The 17,271-nt window shown below is 56.2% G+C and carries 18 protein-coding genes; 10 read left to right on the top strand and 8 right to left on the bottom strand.

Features of this window, described 5'->3' with window-relative positions:
- The first annotated feature begins 102 nt into the window (after positions 1–102).
- The 5 genes from JNK62_03115 to JNK62_03095 are packed head-to-tail and all read left to right on the top strand — an operon-like array spanning position 103 to position 4,328.
- On the top strand, positions 103–651 hold the full coding sequence (locus tag JNK62_03115; protein MBL8158497.1) for an RNA polymerase sigma factor: 549 nt from the start codon (positions 103–105) through the stop codon (positions 649–651).
- Complete coding sequence (locus tag JNK62_03110; GenBank protein MBL8158496.1) at positions 648–2,033, top strand: hypothetical protein; 1,386 nt, start codon at positions 648–650, stop codon at positions 2,031–2,033. Before JNK62_03115 ends, JNK62_03110 begins: the two co-directional genes overlap by 4 nt.
- A 15-nt stretch (positions 2,034–2,048) precedes the next feature.
- Entirely contained in the window at positions 2,049–2,774 is a 726-nt protein-coding gene (locus JNK62_03105) for an HAD-IIB family hydrolase (protein ID MBL8158495.1), read from the top strand.
- Positions 2,775–2,782: 8 nt separating this feature from the next.
- Positions 2,783–3,544: an ABC transporter ATP-binding protein gene (locus tag JNK62_03100; protein MBL8158494.1), complete on the top strand. Its 762-nt coding sequence runs from the start codon at positions 2,783–2,785 to the stop codon at positions 3,542–3,544.
- Position 3,545: 1 nt separating this feature from the next.
- A complete protein-coding gene (locus JNK62_03095; GenBank protein MBL8158493.1) occupies positions 3,546–4,328 on the top strand; it encodes an ABC transporter permease in 783 nt (260 codons plus the stop codon).
- A 32-nt stretch (positions 4,329–4,360) separates the two neighbouring features.
- Here JNK62_03095 and JNK62_03090 read toward each other — a convergent pair whose 3' ends face one another.
- The 4 genes from JNK62_03090 to JNK62_03075 all read right to left on the bottom strand — a co-directional run bounded on the left by JNK62_03090 (position 4,361) and on the right by JNK62_03075 (position 7,252).
- Positions 4,361–5,209: a hypothetical protein gene (locus tag JNK62_03090; GenBank protein MBL8158492.1), complete on the bottom strand. Its 849-nt coding sequence runs from the start codon at positions 5,207–5,209 to the stop codon at positions 4,361–4,363.
- Between the two features lie 63 nt (positions 5,210–5,272).
- Positions 5,273–5,770 carry a dihydrofolate reductase gene (locus tag JNK62_03085; GenBank protein MBL8158491.1) on the bottom strand — a complete coding sequence of 166 codons (498 nt, stop codon included), beginning with the start codon at positions 5,768–5,770 and terminating at the stop codon, positions 5,273–5,275.
- Between the two features lies 1 nt (position 5,771).
- The gene (dcd, locus tag JNK62_03080; protein MBL8158490.1) at positions 5,772–6,404 is read right to left on the bottom strand and encodes a dCTP deaminase; all 633 of its coding nucleotides are present in this window, start codon (positions 6,402–6,404) and stop codon (positions 5,772–5,774) included.
- Between the two features lie 11 nt (positions 6,405–6,415).
- A complete protein-coding gene (locus JNK62_03075) occupies positions 6,416–7,252 on the bottom strand; it encodes a thymidylate synthase (protein ID MBL8158489.1) in 837 nt (278 codons plus the stop codon).
- 50 nt (positions 7,253–7,302) lie between these two features.
- On the opposite strand from JNK62_03075, the gene JNK62_03070 reads away from it, so the two are divergent.
- The 5 genes from JNK62_03070 (at position 7,303) to JNK62_03050 (ending at position 11,688) form a co-directional block, all read left to right on the top strand.
- Positions 7,303–7,812 carry a hypothetical protein gene (locus JNK62_03070; protein ID MBL8158488.1) on the top strand — a complete coding sequence of 170 codons (510 nt, stop codon included), beginning with the start codon at positions 7,303–7,305 and terminating at the stop codon, positions 7,810–7,812.
- A 22-nt stretch (positions 7,813–7,834) separates the two neighbouring features.
- Positions 7,835–8,497 carry a deoxynucleoside kinase gene (locus JNK62_03065; protein MBL8158487.1) on the top strand — a complete coding sequence of 221 codons (663 nt, stop codon included), beginning with the start codon at positions 7,835–7,837 and terminating at the stop codon, positions 8,495–8,497.
- A 7-nt stretch (positions 8,498–8,504) separates the two neighbouring features.
- Positions 8,505–8,840 carry a nucleoside triphosphate pyrophosphohydrolase family protein gene (locus tag JNK62_03060; GenBank protein MBL8158486.1) on the top strand — a complete coding sequence of 112 codons (336 nt, stop codon included), beginning with the start codon at positions 8,505–8,507 and terminating at the stop codon, positions 8,838–8,840.
- A gap of 124 nt (positions 8,841–8,964) precedes the next feature.
- The gene (locus tag JNK62_03055) at positions 8,965–10,281 is read left to right on the top strand and encodes a serine hydroxymethyltransferase (GenBank protein MBL8158485.1); all 1,317 of its coding nucleotides are present in this window, start codon (positions 8,965–8,967) and stop codon (positions 10,279–10,281) included.
- Positions 10,282–10,329: 48 nt separating this feature from the next.
- The gene (locus JNK62_03050; protein MBL8158484.1) at positions 10,330–11,688 is read left to right on the top strand and encodes an HAD-IIB family hydrolase; all 1,359 of its coding nucleotides are present in this window, start codon (positions 10,330–10,332) and stop codon (positions 11,686–11,688) included.
- On the opposite strand, the gene JNK62_03045 is transcribed toward JNK62_03050, so the two are convergent.
- Genes JNK62_03045 through JNK62_03030 form a run of 4 tightly spaced genes read right to left on the bottom strand, consistent with a single transcriptional unit; the run spans position 11,680 to position 17,180 of the window.
- Positions 11,680–12,633 (bottom strand): thermonuclease family protein, encoded by a 954-nt coding sequence (locus tag JNK62_03045; GenBank protein MBL8158483.1) that lies wholly within the window; start codon positions 12,631–12,633, stop codon positions 11,680–11,682. The two genes, JNK62_03050 and JNK62_03045, sit on opposite strands and share 9 nt — an antisense overlap.
- A 50-nt stretch (positions 12,634–12,683) precedes the next feature.
- Positions 12,684–13,655, bottom strand: coding sequence for a hypothetical protein (locus tag JNK62_03040; GenBank protein MBL8158482.1), 972 nt, complete (start codon positions 13,653–13,655; stop codon positions 12,684–12,686).
- 24 nt (positions 13,656–13,679) lie between these two features.
- Positions 13,680–14,222: a hypothetical protein gene (locus tag JNK62_03035; protein MBL8158481.1), complete on the bottom strand. Its 543-nt coding sequence runs from the start codon at positions 14,220–14,222 to the stop codon at positions 13,680–13,682.
- Between the two features lie 30 nt (positions 14,223–14,252).
- Positions 14,253–17,180: a peptidoglycan-binding protein gene (locus tag JNK62_03030; GenBank protein ID MBL8158480.1), complete on the bottom strand. Its 2,928-nt coding sequence runs from the start codon at positions 17,178–17,180 to the stop codon at positions 14,253–14,255.
- Positions 17,181–17,271: the final 91 nt, after the last annotated feature.

The raw sequence follows: 17,271 nt of genomic DNA, 5'->3' as shown, positions 1-17,271 counted from the left end.
ATACAGTCGTGTGGCTTGTTCATTAAGGAATGAAGCCCTAGAATTGAGCAGTAACCGGCGCCTCCTGCCTTCAGTAAGTCAGGATAGTCCGGTTCGTCTTATATGACAGACCCCCGAAAGCGGCCCACACAAGAGAAGGCCTATCTTGAGGCATTCGAGACCTATTCCGATCCCCTGTTCAGACATGCATTCTTCCGTCTGAGCAATCGCGATCGCGCGCTCGAACTCACCCAGGAGACCTTCCTCAAAGCATGGGATTACGTACAAGGCGGCGGCGAGGTACAGCAATTCAAGAGTTTCCTCTATCGGATACTCAACAACCTCATCGTCGACGAATACCGCAAGAGCAAACAGTCATCGTTGGATGAAATGCTCGAGAACGATACGGGGGAACTTGAGAGACGCTTGTCGGAGGGAGACGTGCGCGAAACCGAAGAAAGCCTCGACCAGGAATCACTCCTCGAAGAGATTCGTACGCGCATTCCCGAACTCCCCGACGTCTATCGGGAAGCCATCACCATGCGCTACATCGACGGATTCACGCCGAAGGAGATCGCGGGTATGATCGGCGTCACGGAGAACGTCGTCTCGGTGCGATTGCATCGCGGCGTCATCAAGCTCAAAGCACTCTGCGCCAAACAGGATATATGATCGACTACACCAAATACATCACAAAAGCGGCCGACCACGTGCACCTCACCGAGACGGAGCGCCGCGACATGTCGCGCATCGTGCGTGAATACATGGCACACAAACCCCTCCCCCAGGAGGAGTATGTTTCTATTTCATCAACCTCGATCCGGTGGTTCTCTTTTGCATGGATCAAGCAGCCGATCGCTGCGGCGCTCGCACTCGTATTCATCTTCGGCTCCGGCGTTTCCTACGCTGCAGAAGGCGCGCTCCCGGGAGATGCGCTCTACAGCGTGAAAACGAAGATCAACGAATCCGTGAAGGTCGCCCTCGCGACTGACACCGAAGCGAAGGCATCGGTGCAGATGGAACTCGCTGAACGCCGCATCGAAGAAGCCGCCGCGCTTGCCGCAGAGAATCGTCTTGATGCGGATACGCAGCAGTCCCTCGCCGTCGCTTTCGAAGCGCATGCACAGAGTGCGACCGCAGAAGTCGCGACGATCGATGAGAGTGACGCATCCGCTGCAGCGGAGATCACCTCGCGCTTCGAGACACGTCTTGCCGCGCACGAGGAAGTGCTCGCCTTGGTGAGCGAAGCCGATGCGACGAATACGCTTACTACCGCCATCCGCGGTGCGGGACTCGCCGTCGCTGATATCCGCGCACGCGCCGAGGAGCGCATCGCCGTCAGCCTCCCTGCTGCCTCTATCGCACTCGCGATGGACGCCGCTCCCGCAGCAGACACCATGGCGAAAGCAGCCCCTGAAGCTGCGACCATGGCGATGATGGCCGCTCCCGCCGACGAACCGGCTCCAGAAGCCCGCACGGCGAAAGTCGCCAATACCGATACCGCTACCACCGGCGAATTAGAAGAAAAGTACGATTCCCGCGCCGCGAACCGCATGAAGGCTTCCGCCGAAGCGCAGCTCAAAGCGGCTCAGAAGAAACTCAAGTCTTCCAAAGCAAGCAAGGAGATCAAGGCTGAAGCAGAGGCGCAGCTCGCGCTTTCCGAAGATCGCATCGAAGAAGGTCGCACGTTCCTGAAAGACAAGGCGCACGCGCAGGCATACCATGCGTTCCAGCAGTCCCTCGTCATCTCCGAGAAGCTCAACGTCCTTCTCAAATCAGAAACCGCCTTCAAGAAAGCAGGCACACGTGCTGCAGAAGCCCGCACCAACGCCCGCGCAAAAGTGAACGAGGCGAAGGAGGAACCACGCAGTTCGACCACCAACGCGAAAGTGCAGGTGAACATCGAGGCAGCCACCGAACCGGTCCAACTTGAAGTCGAGACCGAAGCGGGCGCAACGGTACATGACGTGATCCCGGTCATCCCGCCGACCCTCAAGATCTTCAAGTTCGACTCTGACGAAGAGGACCGCGGCCTCATTAATATCGGCCTCTAGTGCTAGAATGCCGCAATGCAGAAGCACTTCTTCTTCGACCTCGATAACACCCTTACCCGCAGCCGCAGCCATATCGACCCGGCGCATGCGCCGATTCTCGCTCAATTAACGGATCGCGCCGATGTCATCGTGGTCACCGGCAGTCAGGCTTCACAGACACAAAAACAACTCGATCCCGAGCTTTCGGGACGTTATTTCATTCTTGCCCAGAACGGCAACCAGGCCATCCATCGCGACGGGACGGTGCTCTGGGAGCGACGTCCAACCCCCGAGCAGAAGGCTGCGATCACGTCCCTTGTCGACAAGATGGTCGCACACCTCTCCCTTACCGTTGCTGACGCGAATGACCTTATCGAGGATCGCGGCTGCTCAATCGCCTACAGCACGATCGGTCATCATGAGGACGTATCAAGAAAGGAAGCCTACGATCCCGACCACTCGAAACGCCGAGCACTTCTCGAGCATTTCAAGACGGACGTTGATACGCTCCGCACGCAGCACAACATCGAAGTCCGCACCGGCGGGACTACCTGTCTCGACTTCTTCGAGGCTGGAAAACACAAAGGCTTTAATGTCGGCGAATTCATAAAAGCGATGCAATGGCAGAAAGATGAGTGCCTATATGTCGGCGATGCACTGTTCCCCGGCGGTAATGACGAGACGGTCGTCGGCGTCATCCCGACACACCTCGTGAAGGACTACCATGCCACCTATGAGTATCTTTCGGGCGTTTTGGTATAATCCTGCCCATGTCTACCCCTGCCCTCGTCGTCACCAACGTCAAGAAGAAGTACGCAAATGGTACCGAAGCCCTGAAGGGGGTCTCGCTTACGGTCCCCGCCGGAGACTTTTTCGCCCTCCTCGGCCCGAATGGCGCCGGAAAGACGACTATTATCGGCATTATCTCCGGCCTCGTGAACAAGTCCGTGGGCTCGGTGTCGGTGTTCGGTCACGATATCGATAAGGAACCAGAACTCGCAAAGACCCGGATCGGCCTTGTCGGTCAGGAGATCAATTTCAACCCCTTCGAGAAGCCGATCGATATCATCGTCAATCAAGGCGGCTACTATGGCATCGCTCGCGCGGAGGCCATTCCCCGCGCTGAGCAACTTCTCAACGACCTCGGGTTGGGCGAGAAAATGAACGTCCGCGCCATGGAGCTCTCCGGCGGCATGAAGCGCCGGCTCATGATCGCCCGCGCGCTCATCCACAAGCCGCGCTTCCTCATCCTCGACGAGCCCACCGCCGGCGTTGATGTCGAGCTGCGTCGCGGCATGTGGGATTACCTCCGCAAACTCACCTCTGAAGGCCTCACCATCCTTCTCACCACCCACTATCTCGAAGAAGCGGAGCAGCTCGCGAAGCACGTCGCCATCATCAGTAAGGGTAATTTCGTCGCACAGGGAACGATGGATGAGATCCTTGCCATGCACGATGATGCCGGGGCGAATGACGGATATCGCGGCGGTCGTCTTGAGGAAGTCTTTATCAAGCTGACCTCCGAAAAATAGTATGCCTGCAAACAAACTCTGGATCAGCTTCTATACGATGATACGCAAGGACGTGGTCCGCATGTTCCGCATCTGGATCCAGACCTTCCTCCCGAGCGTCATCACCTCCACGCTCTACTTCCTCGTCTTCGGCACCGTGCTCGGCTCACAGATCGGTCAGATGCAGGGAGTGGATTACATGACATTCGTCGTCCCCGGTCTCGTGATGCTCGCGATCGTCACGACTTCCTATGCGAACACCTCATTCACCTTCTTCTCGTCGAAATTCTTCGCCCGCAATATCGAGGAGATCCTCGTCTCCCCGACACCGCCATGGCTCATGATTGCCGGCTTCGTGGGTGGCGGCGTCGTTCGCGGCGTCATCACCGGTACGCTCGTCCTTCTCGTCTCCATCTTTTTCACCGGATTAGAGCTCTCCGTGCACAACTTCCTCATCATCTTCGGTTTCGCGGTCCTTACCTGCCTCGTCTTCGCGCTCGCAGGCCTTGTAAACGGAATCTACGCGAAGACCATCGATGGCATCAATATCGTCCCGACCTTCGTCCTCACGCCACTAGTCTACCTCGGGGGCATCTTCTACTCGGTGCATAACCTTCCGGAATGGTGGCAGGCGATCACGTATGCGAATCCCCTCTTCTACCTCATCAACGGATTCCGCTACGGCTTCCTCGGCATCACCGATGTATCGATCGCCGTATCCGTCGCCATGCTGTTCGCCATGGTTTTCGCCCTCGTCGCCTTGAACTGGTACCTCATCCGCAAAGGACTCGGATTGAAGCAATAAAGAAAACCGCGGACTTTCGTCCGCGGTCAGTGTTACCACCTGATCGACTTGAGTCCCTCTGAGCGCGCTGCCACTTCGGCATAGAGCGCCGCGACCACTTCCAGCGGCGTGTCTTTATCCCGATACCGCTGCTTATCGAGGTGTTGGCCGTTTTCATCGACCAGCCGCCATGAGTCATTGTCGATGACGTCTGCTACGACGAGTTCTCCATCGGGAAGGAATGCGAGTTCGATCTTGAAGTCATACAGCGTGCAGCCCAGCTGAGCCCACGCAGCCGACAAGATATTACCGACCTGCCCGACCAACGCCCGCATCTCGTCAAACGGATGCACGATGCCGTCAGGAAAGACGTATTCCGGCCGCACACGTATCGGGACATTGTCGGTCCCGACGGGCAGATCAGGCCGACATACCATCAGGCCGTCTTCCGTACTCGAAGTGATGAACGGATCATCCTTCTCGAACGTATACGGACCGAAGGTCTTTCCGGTCGTTTTCAGAAAGAGGGCGTACTTGCCGAACATGAATTCCTGACCGACCTGTAACGACGGGTCACGCTTTCTTGCGGACGATGCAGCGGCAACTTTGAAGATACCGACTGCTTCGTAGGGCAGCATACGGACCTTCTTCGCACGGAATGTCGAAGGGCCGGTACGACGTACATACGCCGTCGGCACGCCGCATGAGTTGAGCAACGTGAAGACACTGTCGTTCGTCTGAGTCGAATATTCGCCCTTGCGAAGGAACGAGTCCTTGCGAGCCCCGTCGCCGGCAGTGATGAAGTCCATGTTATGGACCTCCACTTCGTCCGCGGCATCCGGTGCCTGCACGAGCACCTTCGTCTTCCCTCTCGCGATCTCGCGAGGCTGGGTCTCGATCATTGTGTCCTCCTAAGAACAGCGAAAACCAGGGGATTCCCTGGCACTAGGAGCAGCCTACCGCACTCAACGTTCCAAATCCACCCAGCGGTATTTCAGCCCTTCATGCTCTCGAGTCTCATCCGAAACCACCTTCGTAAATTCATTCTCATATTCCGGAAAGAACGAATCCCCTTCCTTATCGTCCTCGATGAGTGTGAGATACAGCCGGTCGGTAAATGGAAGCGCCTGGCGATAGATCTCGCCGCCGCCGCCGATAAAAACCTCATCCGCTCCCGGCGCTTTTGCGGCTTTCATGATAGCATCTTCAATCGACGCCGCAGTAAGCACGCCTTCATGCTGCCACGAAGCATCCCGAGTAACGACGATATTCGTGCGCCCCGGCAGAGGCTTCCCGAGCGACGCGAGAATCGACTCGAATGTCTTGCGACCCATGATGATGGGATGGCCGGAGGTGATCTCCTTAAAACGCTTCAGGTCGTCAGGAATATGCCAAAGCAGCTGATTATCCTTGCCCAAAACGCGATTGCGTCCGATTGCGGCGATAGCACTGACACGGGCCATACTACAGAGCCTTGAAATCGGATTTCAGCTTCTTGATGTCTCCCGAGAAAACCAGTTTCATTTCTTTCGACTTCTCCTTCTTCCCCTTCTCGACGACGTCCTTCTGATGCCAGCGGCTCTTGCGCGCGTTCACCGGATGCTTCAGTTCTTCAAAGACAACCTGGCAGATGCGCTCACCCGGATGGAGCTGAATGACTTGGGATCGCGTGTTGTTGCGGATCGGGAGCGTGAGCGGTCCTTCGTAGCCACTATCGATGATGCCGGTGAGGTCGACGGAAAGGCCTTTACGATTGACCGACGAGCGTGGATACAACACCGCCATAAGATCGTCGGGAATGCGCACGGTCTCAAATGTAGACACCAAGACATATTCCTGCGGCAACAGATCGAACGACTGCCCCTGCTCCAATTCGATCACATCAAAATACTCGGGGCCGTGGTCACGCAGAGGATCGATCATCATCGCCTCTCTTCCTTCTTTCGTCATGCGCCACGATTTCGGCAGAAGGAACGTGAATCCCAATCGGAGATCGACGGCGTGCGCTTGGATCTGGAATTGATCAAGATTCGGCGAAAAGCCCAGATTCCCCTCTTTTACACGAGCGAGTATTTCGTCTTTGGTGAGTATGGCCATAGGTGGTAAGTCTACATTACGATCTGAAGCCCTTTGATGGCATCCATCGGACTGTACTGAGCTTGGAAGACTTCGACGATCTGCGCGACAAGCTTCGGATCCTTCTTCTCCGCCCGATCATAGGCAGCCTTCGGCAGGGCGACCTTGATCGGCTTATGGGCATTCTTTCTCTTTACCATCTCCTTCACGGCGTCGTACTGGTTGTCATAGATGTGTGCGTTCGATATCGAGTGACTATAGGTTCCTGCTTTTACACCAAGCTTCTGTGCGAGCATGTGTTGTAAAAGGGCGAATCCAGCGACGTCTGATGGGAATCCGAGCACCATGTCGTTCGATCGCACCATATTATGCAGATTAAGGCGGCCACCGATGATATTCACCGTAAAGGTGTATGGGCACGGCACGTTCTTCCTATTCGTGACACCGAGACCATCTCCTCCCGGATCCCATGTGATGACCACGCCGTGGCGCGATGTCGGATCTTCCTTGAGATGCTTCACCAAGAGCCCGAGCTGATCGCGCCCGAAATGCTTGCGCCAACGGTAGCCATACGCAACGGTCACCACATCCGCCGGATTCGTGAACACGTCCCAGATTTTCGTGTAATCGCGCAGGAAATCCGCCGGCTTACGTGCACCGGAGACGAACCATATCTGCTCCGCCACGAACATCTTCACGGGGATCTTGCGGAGCGTGAGGAGCGGGAATCCCTCTTTTTCGAGGTCGATGGAGAAATGGAGGCCCGGTATCGCCGCTACTTCATGGCCCGTTCGCTTGTTCTTTTCGCGTACGCCTTCCTTGACGATACGCTTGAGCATGTCCTGATAGAGCGCATCGAATTTCGTCATGGCGGAAGTATATCCCAGCACTGTGAGGTGGTATACACTATCTAGGTCATATGGAGGATTCGACAATGACTGTAACGACTATCAAGTATCCCTATCTTCCCGAAGGAAGGACGATCCTGTACGTCCCGGCTGACAATCGGTTCATGCAGGAAGCGCGGAAATCCGCACTTGAAAACTCCCTCGATGACGCGGTAAAAACCGGTTCCGTTATCGTGAAAGATGGCATCGTTATCGGCCGCGGCGCGAACGGTAGTGACTATCATAAAAGTCATGTCTGTGAGCGCGTCCGTCGCAAGATGCCGACCGGCGAGGGCTATGAGCTCTGTGAAGGCTGTCACCCGAAGAACCACAGCGAACCACGTGCAGTAGCCGACGCACAGGCGCAGGGCCACGATACCAAAGGTGCAGATCTGTACCTGTACGGCCACTGGTGGGCCTGTGTGCCATGTTGGGATGCAATCATGGAAGCAGGTATCGCAAACGTCTACCTGCAGGAAGGTAGCGAGAGGCTCTTTAATCGTGAACACCCTGACAACATCCTTGGCCGGTGGCTCTCGTGAGCCCCGGTCTTTTTCTATTTCTATGGCAAAAGGTAGACTCATCGTGATAGACGGCTCAGACGGTGTCGGCAAAGCGACTCAGACCAAGCTCTTGGTTGAGCGCCTCAAGAAATCCGGAAAGAAGGTGGAAACGATGGATTTCCCGCAATACGAGAAGAACTTCTTCGGCTCGTTCCTGAAAGATTGCCTCACAGGAAAACACGGTGATTTCATCGGGCAGAATCCGTATCTTGTTTCTATCGCCTACGCAGCTGATCGCTGGGAATCGAAAGCGAAGCTCGAAAAGTGGTTGAAAGACGGTCGCATTGTTGTTCTCAATCGTTACGTAAGCTCCAATCAAATGCATCAGGGTGGAAAGATCTCCGATACAAAGGCCCGAACCGCCTTTTTGAAGTGGCTCGACGCGATGGAACACAGAACGTTCGGACTTCCGCGCCCTGATCTCATCCTGTACCTCCACGTACCTGTTGCATTCTCCATCCAGCTTATGAAGGGCCGCGGGAATGAGGACTTGGCAGAAAGCGACCCCAAGCATCTCGAGCGTACGCAAGAGGCAGCGCTCAAGATCATTAAGGCGCAGGGTAATTGGCAGAAGATCGACTGCATCGAAAAAGGCGAGCTCCTCCCTCGCCCCGCTATCCACGAGAAAATCTTCACTGCCGTGAAGAAAATCGTAAAGGTATAATTGCGCTATGGATTTCGATGAATACGAGAGACTGGCCAGCCGCACCGCGATCTTCAATGATTCGCAGCGTCTCTATCGCCTCTATGACCTCGGACTCGGGGTCGCGGGAGAATCCGGGGAGCTCGTCGAGAAGCTCAAGAAGATCATCAGGGACGACGATGGCAAAGTCACCGAAGAGCGCCGGGAGGCAGTAAAGAAGGAAATCGGCGATGTGCTGTGGTACCTCTCACAGCTTTCAAGCGCTTTGGGATTCCCCTTTTCAGAGGCAGCAAAGGCCAATATCAAAAAATTGGAAGACCGCTACGCACGCGATATGATTAAAGGAAGCGGCGACAACCGATGACACTATGATCTAGCTACCTTCCATACGTCTTTATTCCCTTAACGATTCATCGTATGGAACTCCGTTAGAGGCCGCGGTCGCTCCTTTCAAAGTAACCGCTCGCCCCTACGGAACAAAGTAAGCTATGACATCACGAACCACAAAGAACGGACCGCGACCTGCCTCTAACGGGGTGGAACTCTACCCATTCATCAAGAAGCAAGACAAGCAGGTCTATAACGCCCTTCAGGGCGAAGAAAAGCGCCAATCAATCGGACTCGAACTCATCCCGTCTGAAAATTACGTCTCGAAGGCGGTCCGTGAGGCAAACAGCTCCATCCTTACCAACAAATACTCCGAGGGCTATCCGGGACGCCGTTATTACGGTGGTCAGGAATTCACCGATGCGGTGGAGAAGCTTGCCATCGAGCGTGCAAAGAAGCTCTTCAAAGCAAAGTACGCCAACGTGCAGACGCTCGGCGGCGCGAATGCGAATATCGCGATGTATTTCGCCCTCTTGGAGCCGGGTGACACGATCATGGGCATGGATCTCTCCCACGGCGGACATCTCACGCATGGACACCCGGTGACCTACCTCACGAAGATATTCCGTTTCGTCCGCTACAAGATGGCAGATCCCGCGAGCGGCGCTATCGATTTCGTCGAGATGCGTAACGTCGCGCAGAAGGAAAAGCCGAAGATCATCCTTGCCGGCTTCTCAGCGTATCCACGCGAGCTTGACTACGCGAAGTTCGTCGAGATCGCCCGCGAAGTCGGTGCGCTTGCCGTCATGGATATCGCGCACATCGCTGGCCTTATCGCCGGGAAGGCGGCGAAGAATCCGTTCGATTACGGCTTCGACATCATGACCTCCACGACCCACAAGACCCTCCGCGGTCCGCGTGGTGGCCTCATCCTCGTGCGCGATAATGAAGAACTCGCCAAGAAGATCGATAAATCCGTCTTCCCGGGTCTCCAAGGCGGTCCGCACATGCATGCCGTCGCCGCGAAAGCCGTTGCTTTCGGAGAAGCGCTCTCGCCGAAGTTCAAATCCTACGCAAAGCAGGTATTGAAGAACGCGAAAGCGATGGAGGCCGTCTTCAAGAAGCGCGGTGTACGCCTTATCACCGGAGGCACCTCGAATCACCTTCTGCTCGCGGACGTCTCTGGCAGCCTCGGCGTTACCGGAAAGGAGGCGGAACACGTTCTCGACCTCGTCGGTATCACGCTTAATAAGAATTCCATCGCCGATGATACGCGCGGACCACTCGACCCGAGCGGCATCCGTTTCGGCACCCCTGCCATCACCACCCGCGGCCTCAAGGAAAAGGAATGCACCCAGGTCGCTGAGTGGATGATCGATGCCCTGGAGAACCGTTCTGACAAGAAGAAGCTCGCGGCCATCAAGAAGGAAGTCGAGAAGCTCTGCAAGAAGTTCCCGATCCCGAATAAGTTCGTATAGGCTGAAAAAGCTTGGAAATCAGCCAAAAATCAGTCATACTGAAGCGTCATGTTTTTCGGAATCGATCTCGTCGAAGCCATCCAGGTCATCAGCTATCCGGGCATTTTCGCCATCATTCTGGCTGAATCAGGCCTCTTCTTCGCGATCTATCTCCCGGGAGGCTCGATGCTCTTCACCGCGGGACTCCTCGCGTCGCAAGGGATACTGAGCATCTGGATACTACTTGCGACGGTCATCGTTGCCGCGACACTGGGAGACACCATCGGCTACTGGTTCGGCGCATGGGTCGGTCCGGCACTCTATCGCCGCAAGAATTCGCGCTTCTTGAAGCAGGAACACCTCCTCCAGACCAAAGCATTCTTCGAGGAGCACGGAGCGAAGACCATCCTTCTGGCGCGATTCGTTCCTATCGTCCGTACGTTCGCCCCGATCCTTGCGGGAGTAGGAAGCATGAACTATTCCACCTTCCTCTTCTACAACGTGCTCGGTGCACTGCTCTGGGGAGGCGGCTTTACGCTTGCGGGATACTTCCTCGGAGAAGCGATTCCCGATATCGAGCACTCGCTGGAATACATCGTTCTCGCGATCATCGCAATCACCATGCTTCCGCTCGCCCACCATGTCTGGAAGATGCGCAAAGTCGGCGCTCAGAAATCGCCTACACTTCCTGCGATGCAACCGAAAGCGATCATCTTCGATCTCGACGATACGCTCGCCGAGAGCTTCCAGAAGCCGGAAGTGCGCGTCATGGAAAAGCTCTACCGTTTGGCCGATACGATGCCGGTTGCCATCATGTCGGGAGCTACGTTCGGCAGGCTCGAGCGCGATGTGATGAATCACATGCCTGAGCACCTCCGTATCCCTTTCTACGTCTTTTCGGACAACGGCTCACGCGCCGACGAATGGATACATGGTCGCTGGGAGCAGAAATATGGGATACCCCTTGAAGAAAACGAGCGTGAATTCCTGAGGAACACGATCACCGAAGCCGCCAACGAGCTCGACCTTTTCGATGGTGAAGCTGATTTCCGCGTCATCGATCGTGGAACCTCCGTCTCCTTTGCAGCCTTCCGACATGATGCAACCAAGGAAGAAAAGACCGCGTGGGATCCCGATTTCACGAAGCGACCGCGACTCGCCCAGCTCCTTCGCGAAAAAGCACCCGCGTATGACGTACTCATCGCGGGACGCACGACCATCGATATGGTGCGCAAAGGCATCAGCAAGGCATACGGCGTCGAATGGCTCTCCAATGAGCTTAAGATACCGGCATCGGAGATGCTCTTCATCGGCGACGCATTCTACGAAGGCGGCAATGACGCCACCGTCATCCCGACCGGAATCCAGACCTACGCGACCAGCGGTCCGGAGGAAACCGAGAAGCTTATCGACAAGCTTTTACGGTAGGCTCTCGCACGCTTCCCCATCTTTATTGTTGTCGAGCTTGTGGACGTCGTTGTCCGCACCACCGCACTGATCGAAAACCTCCTGCGCCTCTGCCTGCGTCTTGAAATGCGTGCAGTTATATTTATTGCTCGAGCAGGTGTACGAGCCTGAGGGTTGTTCCTCCTCATCTTCAGGTTCTGGTTCAGGCTCCTTTTGCTTTGGCTCTTCTTTTGGTTTCTCAGGCTCCGGTTCTGGCTTCTTTTCCTCGACCTTGTTCTCTGGCTCGGGCTTCACCTCAGGAACCACCACCGCAGCTGCAGCGGTCTGTACGGACGCTTTGGTCGCTGGAGCAGCTTTCTTGGGCTCAGGACACGCATTGGGCGCCCAGAGACCTCGCTGTTTCGCCTTGGCATCTACTTGAGCCGCCTTGAATTCCTTCTGGTATTTATACGGGTCGTCGTAGGTGTATTCGTAGGCATAGCCTTGCTCGATGAGGTATTTATTCACAAGAAGTCCTTCTTCTGAATACACATACGCCAGGAGACGATCATACTTATCACGCTCGCCTTCCCCTGCGTCTTTCTCGATCGCAACACGTTTGCCGATGACGGATTTCAATTTCGCCGTCGCCTCTTTGCCGAAGCACTGCACACCGGTGCGCGGATCATTCGTCTCCGGCGTATCCAATCCGATGAGGCGTATCGTTTCGTTCTTCTCTCCAAGCTTGATCGTGATCGTGTCGCCGTCGATAACCTTCACGACGTCGTAGAGTTCGCGTTGTGCGGCAGTTTCGCTGCTGTCTTCTTCCGTACTTGAAGCAACCGCCCCCTCTTCTTCCTGTGTGGATGCTGCACTCGCGGTATGCGACTCCTCATGGGACCACTTCGAGCCCACACTGAAGGCGCCGCCTGCGATAAGGAGTATGAAAAGGAGTCCCCCGACAGCGTGAGCGATACCCACCTGCATGAGCGGATTGTACTCCTACTTCATGAAGGCAAAGAAACGCCAGTGGATATCTACAAGAAACTGCCTAAGACCGCCAAAACCGGCTCCGCGAAGAAGACCCAATCAGCCACAACGAACAGCATGGACATCGTCCCCAAGACGGCGCCGGCTTTCATAGCGTGCTTCATGTGGTGGTGCTTGATCTCCCATTCCACATCGAAGAAGAGCGCAAAGAGGATGAGAAGTCCGATGATGTAGTACGCGTACTGCAGCGTCCGCTTCGGCTGCGCAACGAGATACGCCCAGAACGGGATCTCATCTTGGGCGACGATCACCGATGCGTCGCCGTCCTGCTCAGCGAGCGCACCGACAGGCTCATCTTCGTACGGCGCAACGACGGTGGTTTCGCCAAGGACGTCAGGAACTTCTACAGGTACAGCAGCAATCTCCGCAGGCGTCACTGATGGAGTCGCCGCCGCGGCACCCTTCGGCATACCGAACATCTGCACGACGAATACCGTTTCCCTGCCCTGATACATACCGACAGCCGTCGCGATACCGATTTCCGTGTAGCGCGGACTGATGATGTTGTCACGGTGCGTGGGAGAAGCCATCCATGCCGCCTCCACATCAGCTGAATCCGAGAAGTTCACGGCGAGATTCTCCCCCGCGAAACGATAGTCATACCCCACTTGTTTGAACCAGTGCCACGAATCGTAGCCTTCGGGCGTGGAATGCGAGAAATAGCCCTTTGCGGCCATGTCATCCGCCTTTGCCTGTGCAGCGGCAGTGAGAAGCGGGTTCGTCGTGAGTTCCGGCAGTGCGAGCTCGGAGCGATCGTCATTTGCCAGATCAACCAGTACCGCGGAAATGACTGCCGCGACATACGGAGACCCGAGCTCTTTGACGATACGGTCCACCGCTCCTGCCGCGACGAAGAGACAGACGACGAGCGCGGTCGTCGCGATATAGGTGCTGTTCTTAAGGAAACGCGGCGAGAACGAGCTTGCATCGCGCTTCGTAGATGCCTTACGGCGTCGCATGCACGTATTATGCCAGAAAATCCGTTACCAGAACTTCACGAAGCTGAATACCTTCTTGAAGAACGTCGGCACGGAAGCGAGCGCGGCCTCGAAGCGTGCAATGGCAGTCACTGATGCTTCTTCGTCTTCCGAAGAGACTGAATGCTCATCCATCACTTCCCCTTGGATTTCAGTCTCCACTTCAGAGCCTTCGGCATCGGCCTTTGCTGAGACATTCACCTTGACCGGCTGATTCGGTTCCACCTTCTTCGTGTACTCTTCGCTCTTCTCGACTTCGCCATTACGCTTCGTCTCGGTCTTCACGTAGACCGTCCCGCCGTTTTCTCCGGCATTGATGCGGGTCTCGGTATGCGATGACGCGCTCACATCACCCGTCGTTACCGTCTGCCCTGCACCCGCGACCTGACCGCCGGTTGAGACCGAAGAATGATTCTCGATAATGACCGTACCATTCCCTTCTTTCGCGCTATCGATCATGCGGTTCACGTAGGATTCGATACTTTCAGCAGCAATAACGCCGGGAAGAAAGAGACTTGCTAGTGATACTGAACTTAAGAACTTTTTCATACCTTTTCCAGCGGCTTTCTGCCGCGCTACTTAACGTTCTGCTGCTTCGACGAGCGGGACTGCGGAGAGGAGCCAGTTCTTGAAGAGCGAGGTCGGGAGACTCATCATCGAGACCGGCTTTGCATTCTCATTCGAGACCGGTGCGAAGATGCTCGGGATAGCAGCCGGCGGCAGGAGGAAGAAGCCCTTTGCCGTCGGAGCGCCCTTGCTCTGGCCCACATCGTACATCTTGAGGAGGTCGCCGATGTTCGTCTTCGGAGCCGAGAAGAGCTTCGTCTTGAAGGACTTGATCTCATTCTGCTGTGCGGCAGTGAGCTGGAACTTGCTGTCATCCTTACAGTTGATCGAGTTCACCGCCTTCTGCGTCGTGTAGTAGACGTTACCGGTCGCGCTTGTGATTCCCCATGGCGTGAGGATCTCATCTGCGTGCTTGAGCTGGAAGCGCTTCACTGCAGCCTGCGTCTTGCCGTCATAGACACCGCTCAGTGTGAGATTCTCACCTTCGCTTTCGTTGAGGAAGCCCTGGAGCACCTTCACCTGTGCCGGCGTATTCGCGCGGTACGGGCGGATGTACTCGGTGAGAAGCGGCTCACACTGACCTGCTGGCTGTTCGCCTGCCGGAAGGATCTCGATGACGTCCTTAGCCGTGAGCGTGCCCGCACCTTGTGCGATATCACCCTGACCGGAGACCACCACGCTATTCGTGTAGTAGCCCGCTGCTGCATCATCCTTGAAGTCGATGGTGTACTTGATGGTCACCTTCTCCTTTTCCGCGACCGTACCGAGATTCCACATCTGCTTACCGATGACCGCACCGTCCGGACCCGTCATGGTGTCGTTCACCACCACCTGGTGTGCTTCGGAACCGCGGTTGTCGACGACGATCTGGTATTCGACCTGCGCCGGGGATGCTACTGCAACCACGCTCGCGGTTTTCGTCACCTTGATATTCGGACCGTAGTACTTAGGGGTGTTCCAATTGCTGGATCGGCCCGAAGAGATCTGGTTATTGATCTCGGTGAGGATGTCGGTCTCTCCTGGCTCCGGTCCGAACTGGAGGTCACCGTCCCAGTCACCGGAGATCGCGAAGTTCGCGAAGATCCAGTCCTGACCGATGATGTCGCTCGAGATGAGGTTCATGATGTGGCTGAATGCGCTCGCATCGCCCGTCTCAAGTGCCACACGGAGCGCCTCGCCATGCACATCACCGGTGATCGCTTCAGAAATCGCCTTGTTCACGATCTTGGCATAGTTGGTGCGCTCGATCTCCATGCGTTCACCGTTTGCACGGTCTTCACCGCCGCCCGTGCCACAGATGATCTCACCGAAGGAGGTTCGCTCATGCGTGAAGGTATCCGGCAATCGCTTCACCGAGCCGTTCCACTTTCCGCCGATGTTGATGATGAAGCACATCGGTGCGCCAACCATGTTTGCCATCGTACCTGCCGACGAGTGCGCATTCGCGTTACCGGTATCGATCGAGGTCTCATCACCGATCGCGCTGTTGCTGCCCGATGATGCGTTACTGTCTGCAAGGTTATCAACGCCGACCGTGCTTGATGCGATGTAGGTAGAACCTGCGCTGATCTTCGCCACCGAAGAGAGCTTCTTGAAGAATTCGCCGTCTGGGAGGATCACATCGCCATCGAGATCACCTTGGTTCGCCATGAGGATGACGAGATAACGAGAGTTCGCGAGCGTAAGGTGACCGAGGTTCCAGATGACGGACATCGCATCACCGTTCCCCGTCTTCACATCGATCGTGCCGCCTTCGGAAGAACCTTCGAAGCCGCCGGATTTTGCACGGGAGATCGCTTCGTTATTGACCTCGGAGATACTGTCTCCGAGGAAGCGGAAGCTCGCTTCTTCAGACGAGCAGCCCATGAACGAGCAGTCACCGTTGACTCCCGCGAGCGAGCCGAAGATGTTCGTGAACTGCGAGGTGAAGTCGAGCGCGCTGCCGACCGGATTCTTAAGGAAAAGGATGGAGCCGACCGAATCCTTGATCGCGATGTTGAAGATGTTGATGAGGATCGCAAGTGCGCTTGCATTGCCAAGCCGTGCCAAGATGCCGTCCGGATCTTCCGCCTTCACTTCACCCGTCGTAGCCGTAGAGGAAGCCGTCGAAGACGCGACAAAGAGATCGTCGAGTTCGACATCGGTGGTTCCGGTAGACGATGCCGTGTTCACGCTCGTCGAATTGCCGCCAGTGTTTGCAATGGATTCAGAAGAAGCATTACCGGTGTCGATCTCTGTCGAGCCGCCGTCAAGTGGTCCATGGATGGTGCTACCCCCGCCCCCACCATCACCACCGGAACCACCATCGCCGCCGCCTGCGTCTGCGGAAGAACCTTCAGCATCTGCTGCGCCGCCTGCACCTGCATCACCGCCGGCTCCACCATCGTTTCCGCCACCATCTGCCGTGCCGCCCGTGCCGCCATCACCGCCAGCACCACCATTTGCCGTCGCATCGCCGGAATCAGTCTCTGAATTAGCAGTGCCGCCATCAGCGCCAGTACCACCGGTGCCACCGGTCCCTGCATCCGTCGCACCGCCGCCAGCGCCACCCGCGCCGCCGTCACCACCTGAGGAATCCGCTGATCCGGTATCAGACGTAGAGCCGGCATCGCCGCCGGTTGCACCGCTGCCACCTGCACCTGCTGCGCCACCATCAGTAGCGCCGCCACCCGTACCGCCTGCGCCACCATCGCCACCCGACGAGGAAGAGTCCCCGCTCGACGATGAACTCGCAGCGCCACCCGATGCGCCGCTACCCGCGTCACCGCCGCTTGTACCGCTGCCACCCGAACCTCCGCTACCTCCATCTCCTCCAGAAGAAGTTGCAGCGCCGCCGTCTTCTGCGTAGACGAAAAACGAAGTCGCCGGCGTTCCCACGACGAGGACGAACATGGTGATGAGGCTCGCAAGCTTCATCCCGATGGTGTTAGTGAAGTTCATAGGTAGTCTGTTTAATCCCCGATTTCGTAATGCTTCCTATGAGAATCCAAGCGGTACTTCGATTCTCATGAGAAGGAGGGAGTTGCCTCCC

This window comes from bacterium, assembly GCA_016789445.1.
Taxonomy (GTDB): Bacteria; Patescibacteriota; Minisyncoccia; order Phycocordibacterales; family UBA2100; genus UBA10103.
Note: the sequence above shows the minus strand (reverse complement) of the source record. Positions and strands in the feature narration are given on the sequence as shown.

Excerpts from the sequence above, each read along its gene's own strand:
- JNK62_03115 (MBL8158497.1), top strand. The coding sequence starts at position 103 with ATGACAGACCCCCGAAAGCGGCCCACACAAGAGAAGGCCTATCTTGAG.
- JNK62_03110 (MBL8158496.1), top strand. The coding sequence starts at position 648 with ATGATCGACTACACCAAATACATCACAAAAGCGGCCGACCACGTGCAC.
- JNK62_03105 (MBL8158495.1), top strand. The coding sequence starts at position 2,049 with ATGCAGAAGCACTTCTTCTTCGACCTCGATAACACCCTTACCCGCAGC.
- JNK62_03100 (MBL8158494.1), top strand. The coding sequence starts at position 2,783 with ATGTCTACCCCTGCCCTCGTCGTCACCAACGTCAAGAAGAAGTACGCA.
- JNK62_03095 (MBL8158493.1), top strand. The coding sequence starts at position 3,546 with ATGCCTGCAAACAAACTCTGGATCAGCTTCTATACGATGATACGCAAG.
- JNK62_03090 (MBL8158492.1), bottom strand. The coding sequence starts at position 5,209 with ATGATCGAGACCCAGCCTCGCGAGATCGCGAGAGGGAAGACGAAGGTG.
- JNK62_03085 (MBL8158491.1), bottom strand. The coding sequence starts at position 5,770 with ATGGCCCGTGTCAGTGCTATCGCCGCAATCGGACGCAATCGCGTTTTG.
- dcd (MBL8158490.1), bottom strand. The coding sequence starts at position 6,404 with ATGGCCATACTCACCAAAGACGAAATACTCGCTCGTGTAAAAGAGGGG.
- JNK62_03075 (MBL8158489.1), bottom strand. The coding sequence starts at position 7,252 with ATGACGAAATTCGATGCGCTCTATCAGGACATGCTCAAGCGTATCGTC.
- JNK62_03070 (MBL8158488.1), top strand. The coding sequence starts at position 7,303 with ATGGAGGATTCGACAATGACTGTAACGACTATCAAGTATCCCTATCTT.
- JNK62_03065 (MBL8158487.1), top strand. The coding sequence starts at position 7,835 with ATGGCAAAAGGTAGACTCATCGTGATAGACGGCTCAGACGGTGTCGGC.
- JNK62_03060 (MBL8158486.1), top strand. The coding sequence starts at position 8,505 with ATGGATTTCGATGAATACGAGAGACTGGCCAGCCGCACCGCGATCTTC.
- JNK62_03055 (MBL8158485.1), top strand. The coding sequence starts at position 8,965 with ATGACATCACGAACCACAAAGAACGGACCGCGACCTGCCTCTAACGGG.
- JNK62_03050 (MBL8158484.1), top strand. The coding sequence starts at position 10,330 with ATGTTTTTCGGAATCGATCTCGTCGAAGCCATCCAGGTCATCAGCTAT.
- JNK62_03045 (MBL8158483.1), bottom strand. The coding sequence starts at position 12,633 with ATGCAGGTGGGTATCGCTCACGCTGTCGGGGGACTCCTTTTCATACTC.
- JNK62_03040 (MBL8158482.1), bottom strand. The coding sequence starts at position 13,655 with ATGCGACGCCGTAAGGCATCTACGAAGCGCGATGCAAGCTCGTTCTCG.
- JNK62_03035 (MBL8158481.1), bottom strand. The coding sequence starts at position 14,222 with ATGAAAAAGTTCTTAAGTTCAGTATCACTAGCAAGTCTCTTTCTTCCC.
- JNK62_03030 (MBL8158480.1), bottom strand. The coding sequence starts at position 17,180 with ATGAACTTCACTAACACCATCGGGATGAAGCTTGCGAGCCTCATCACC.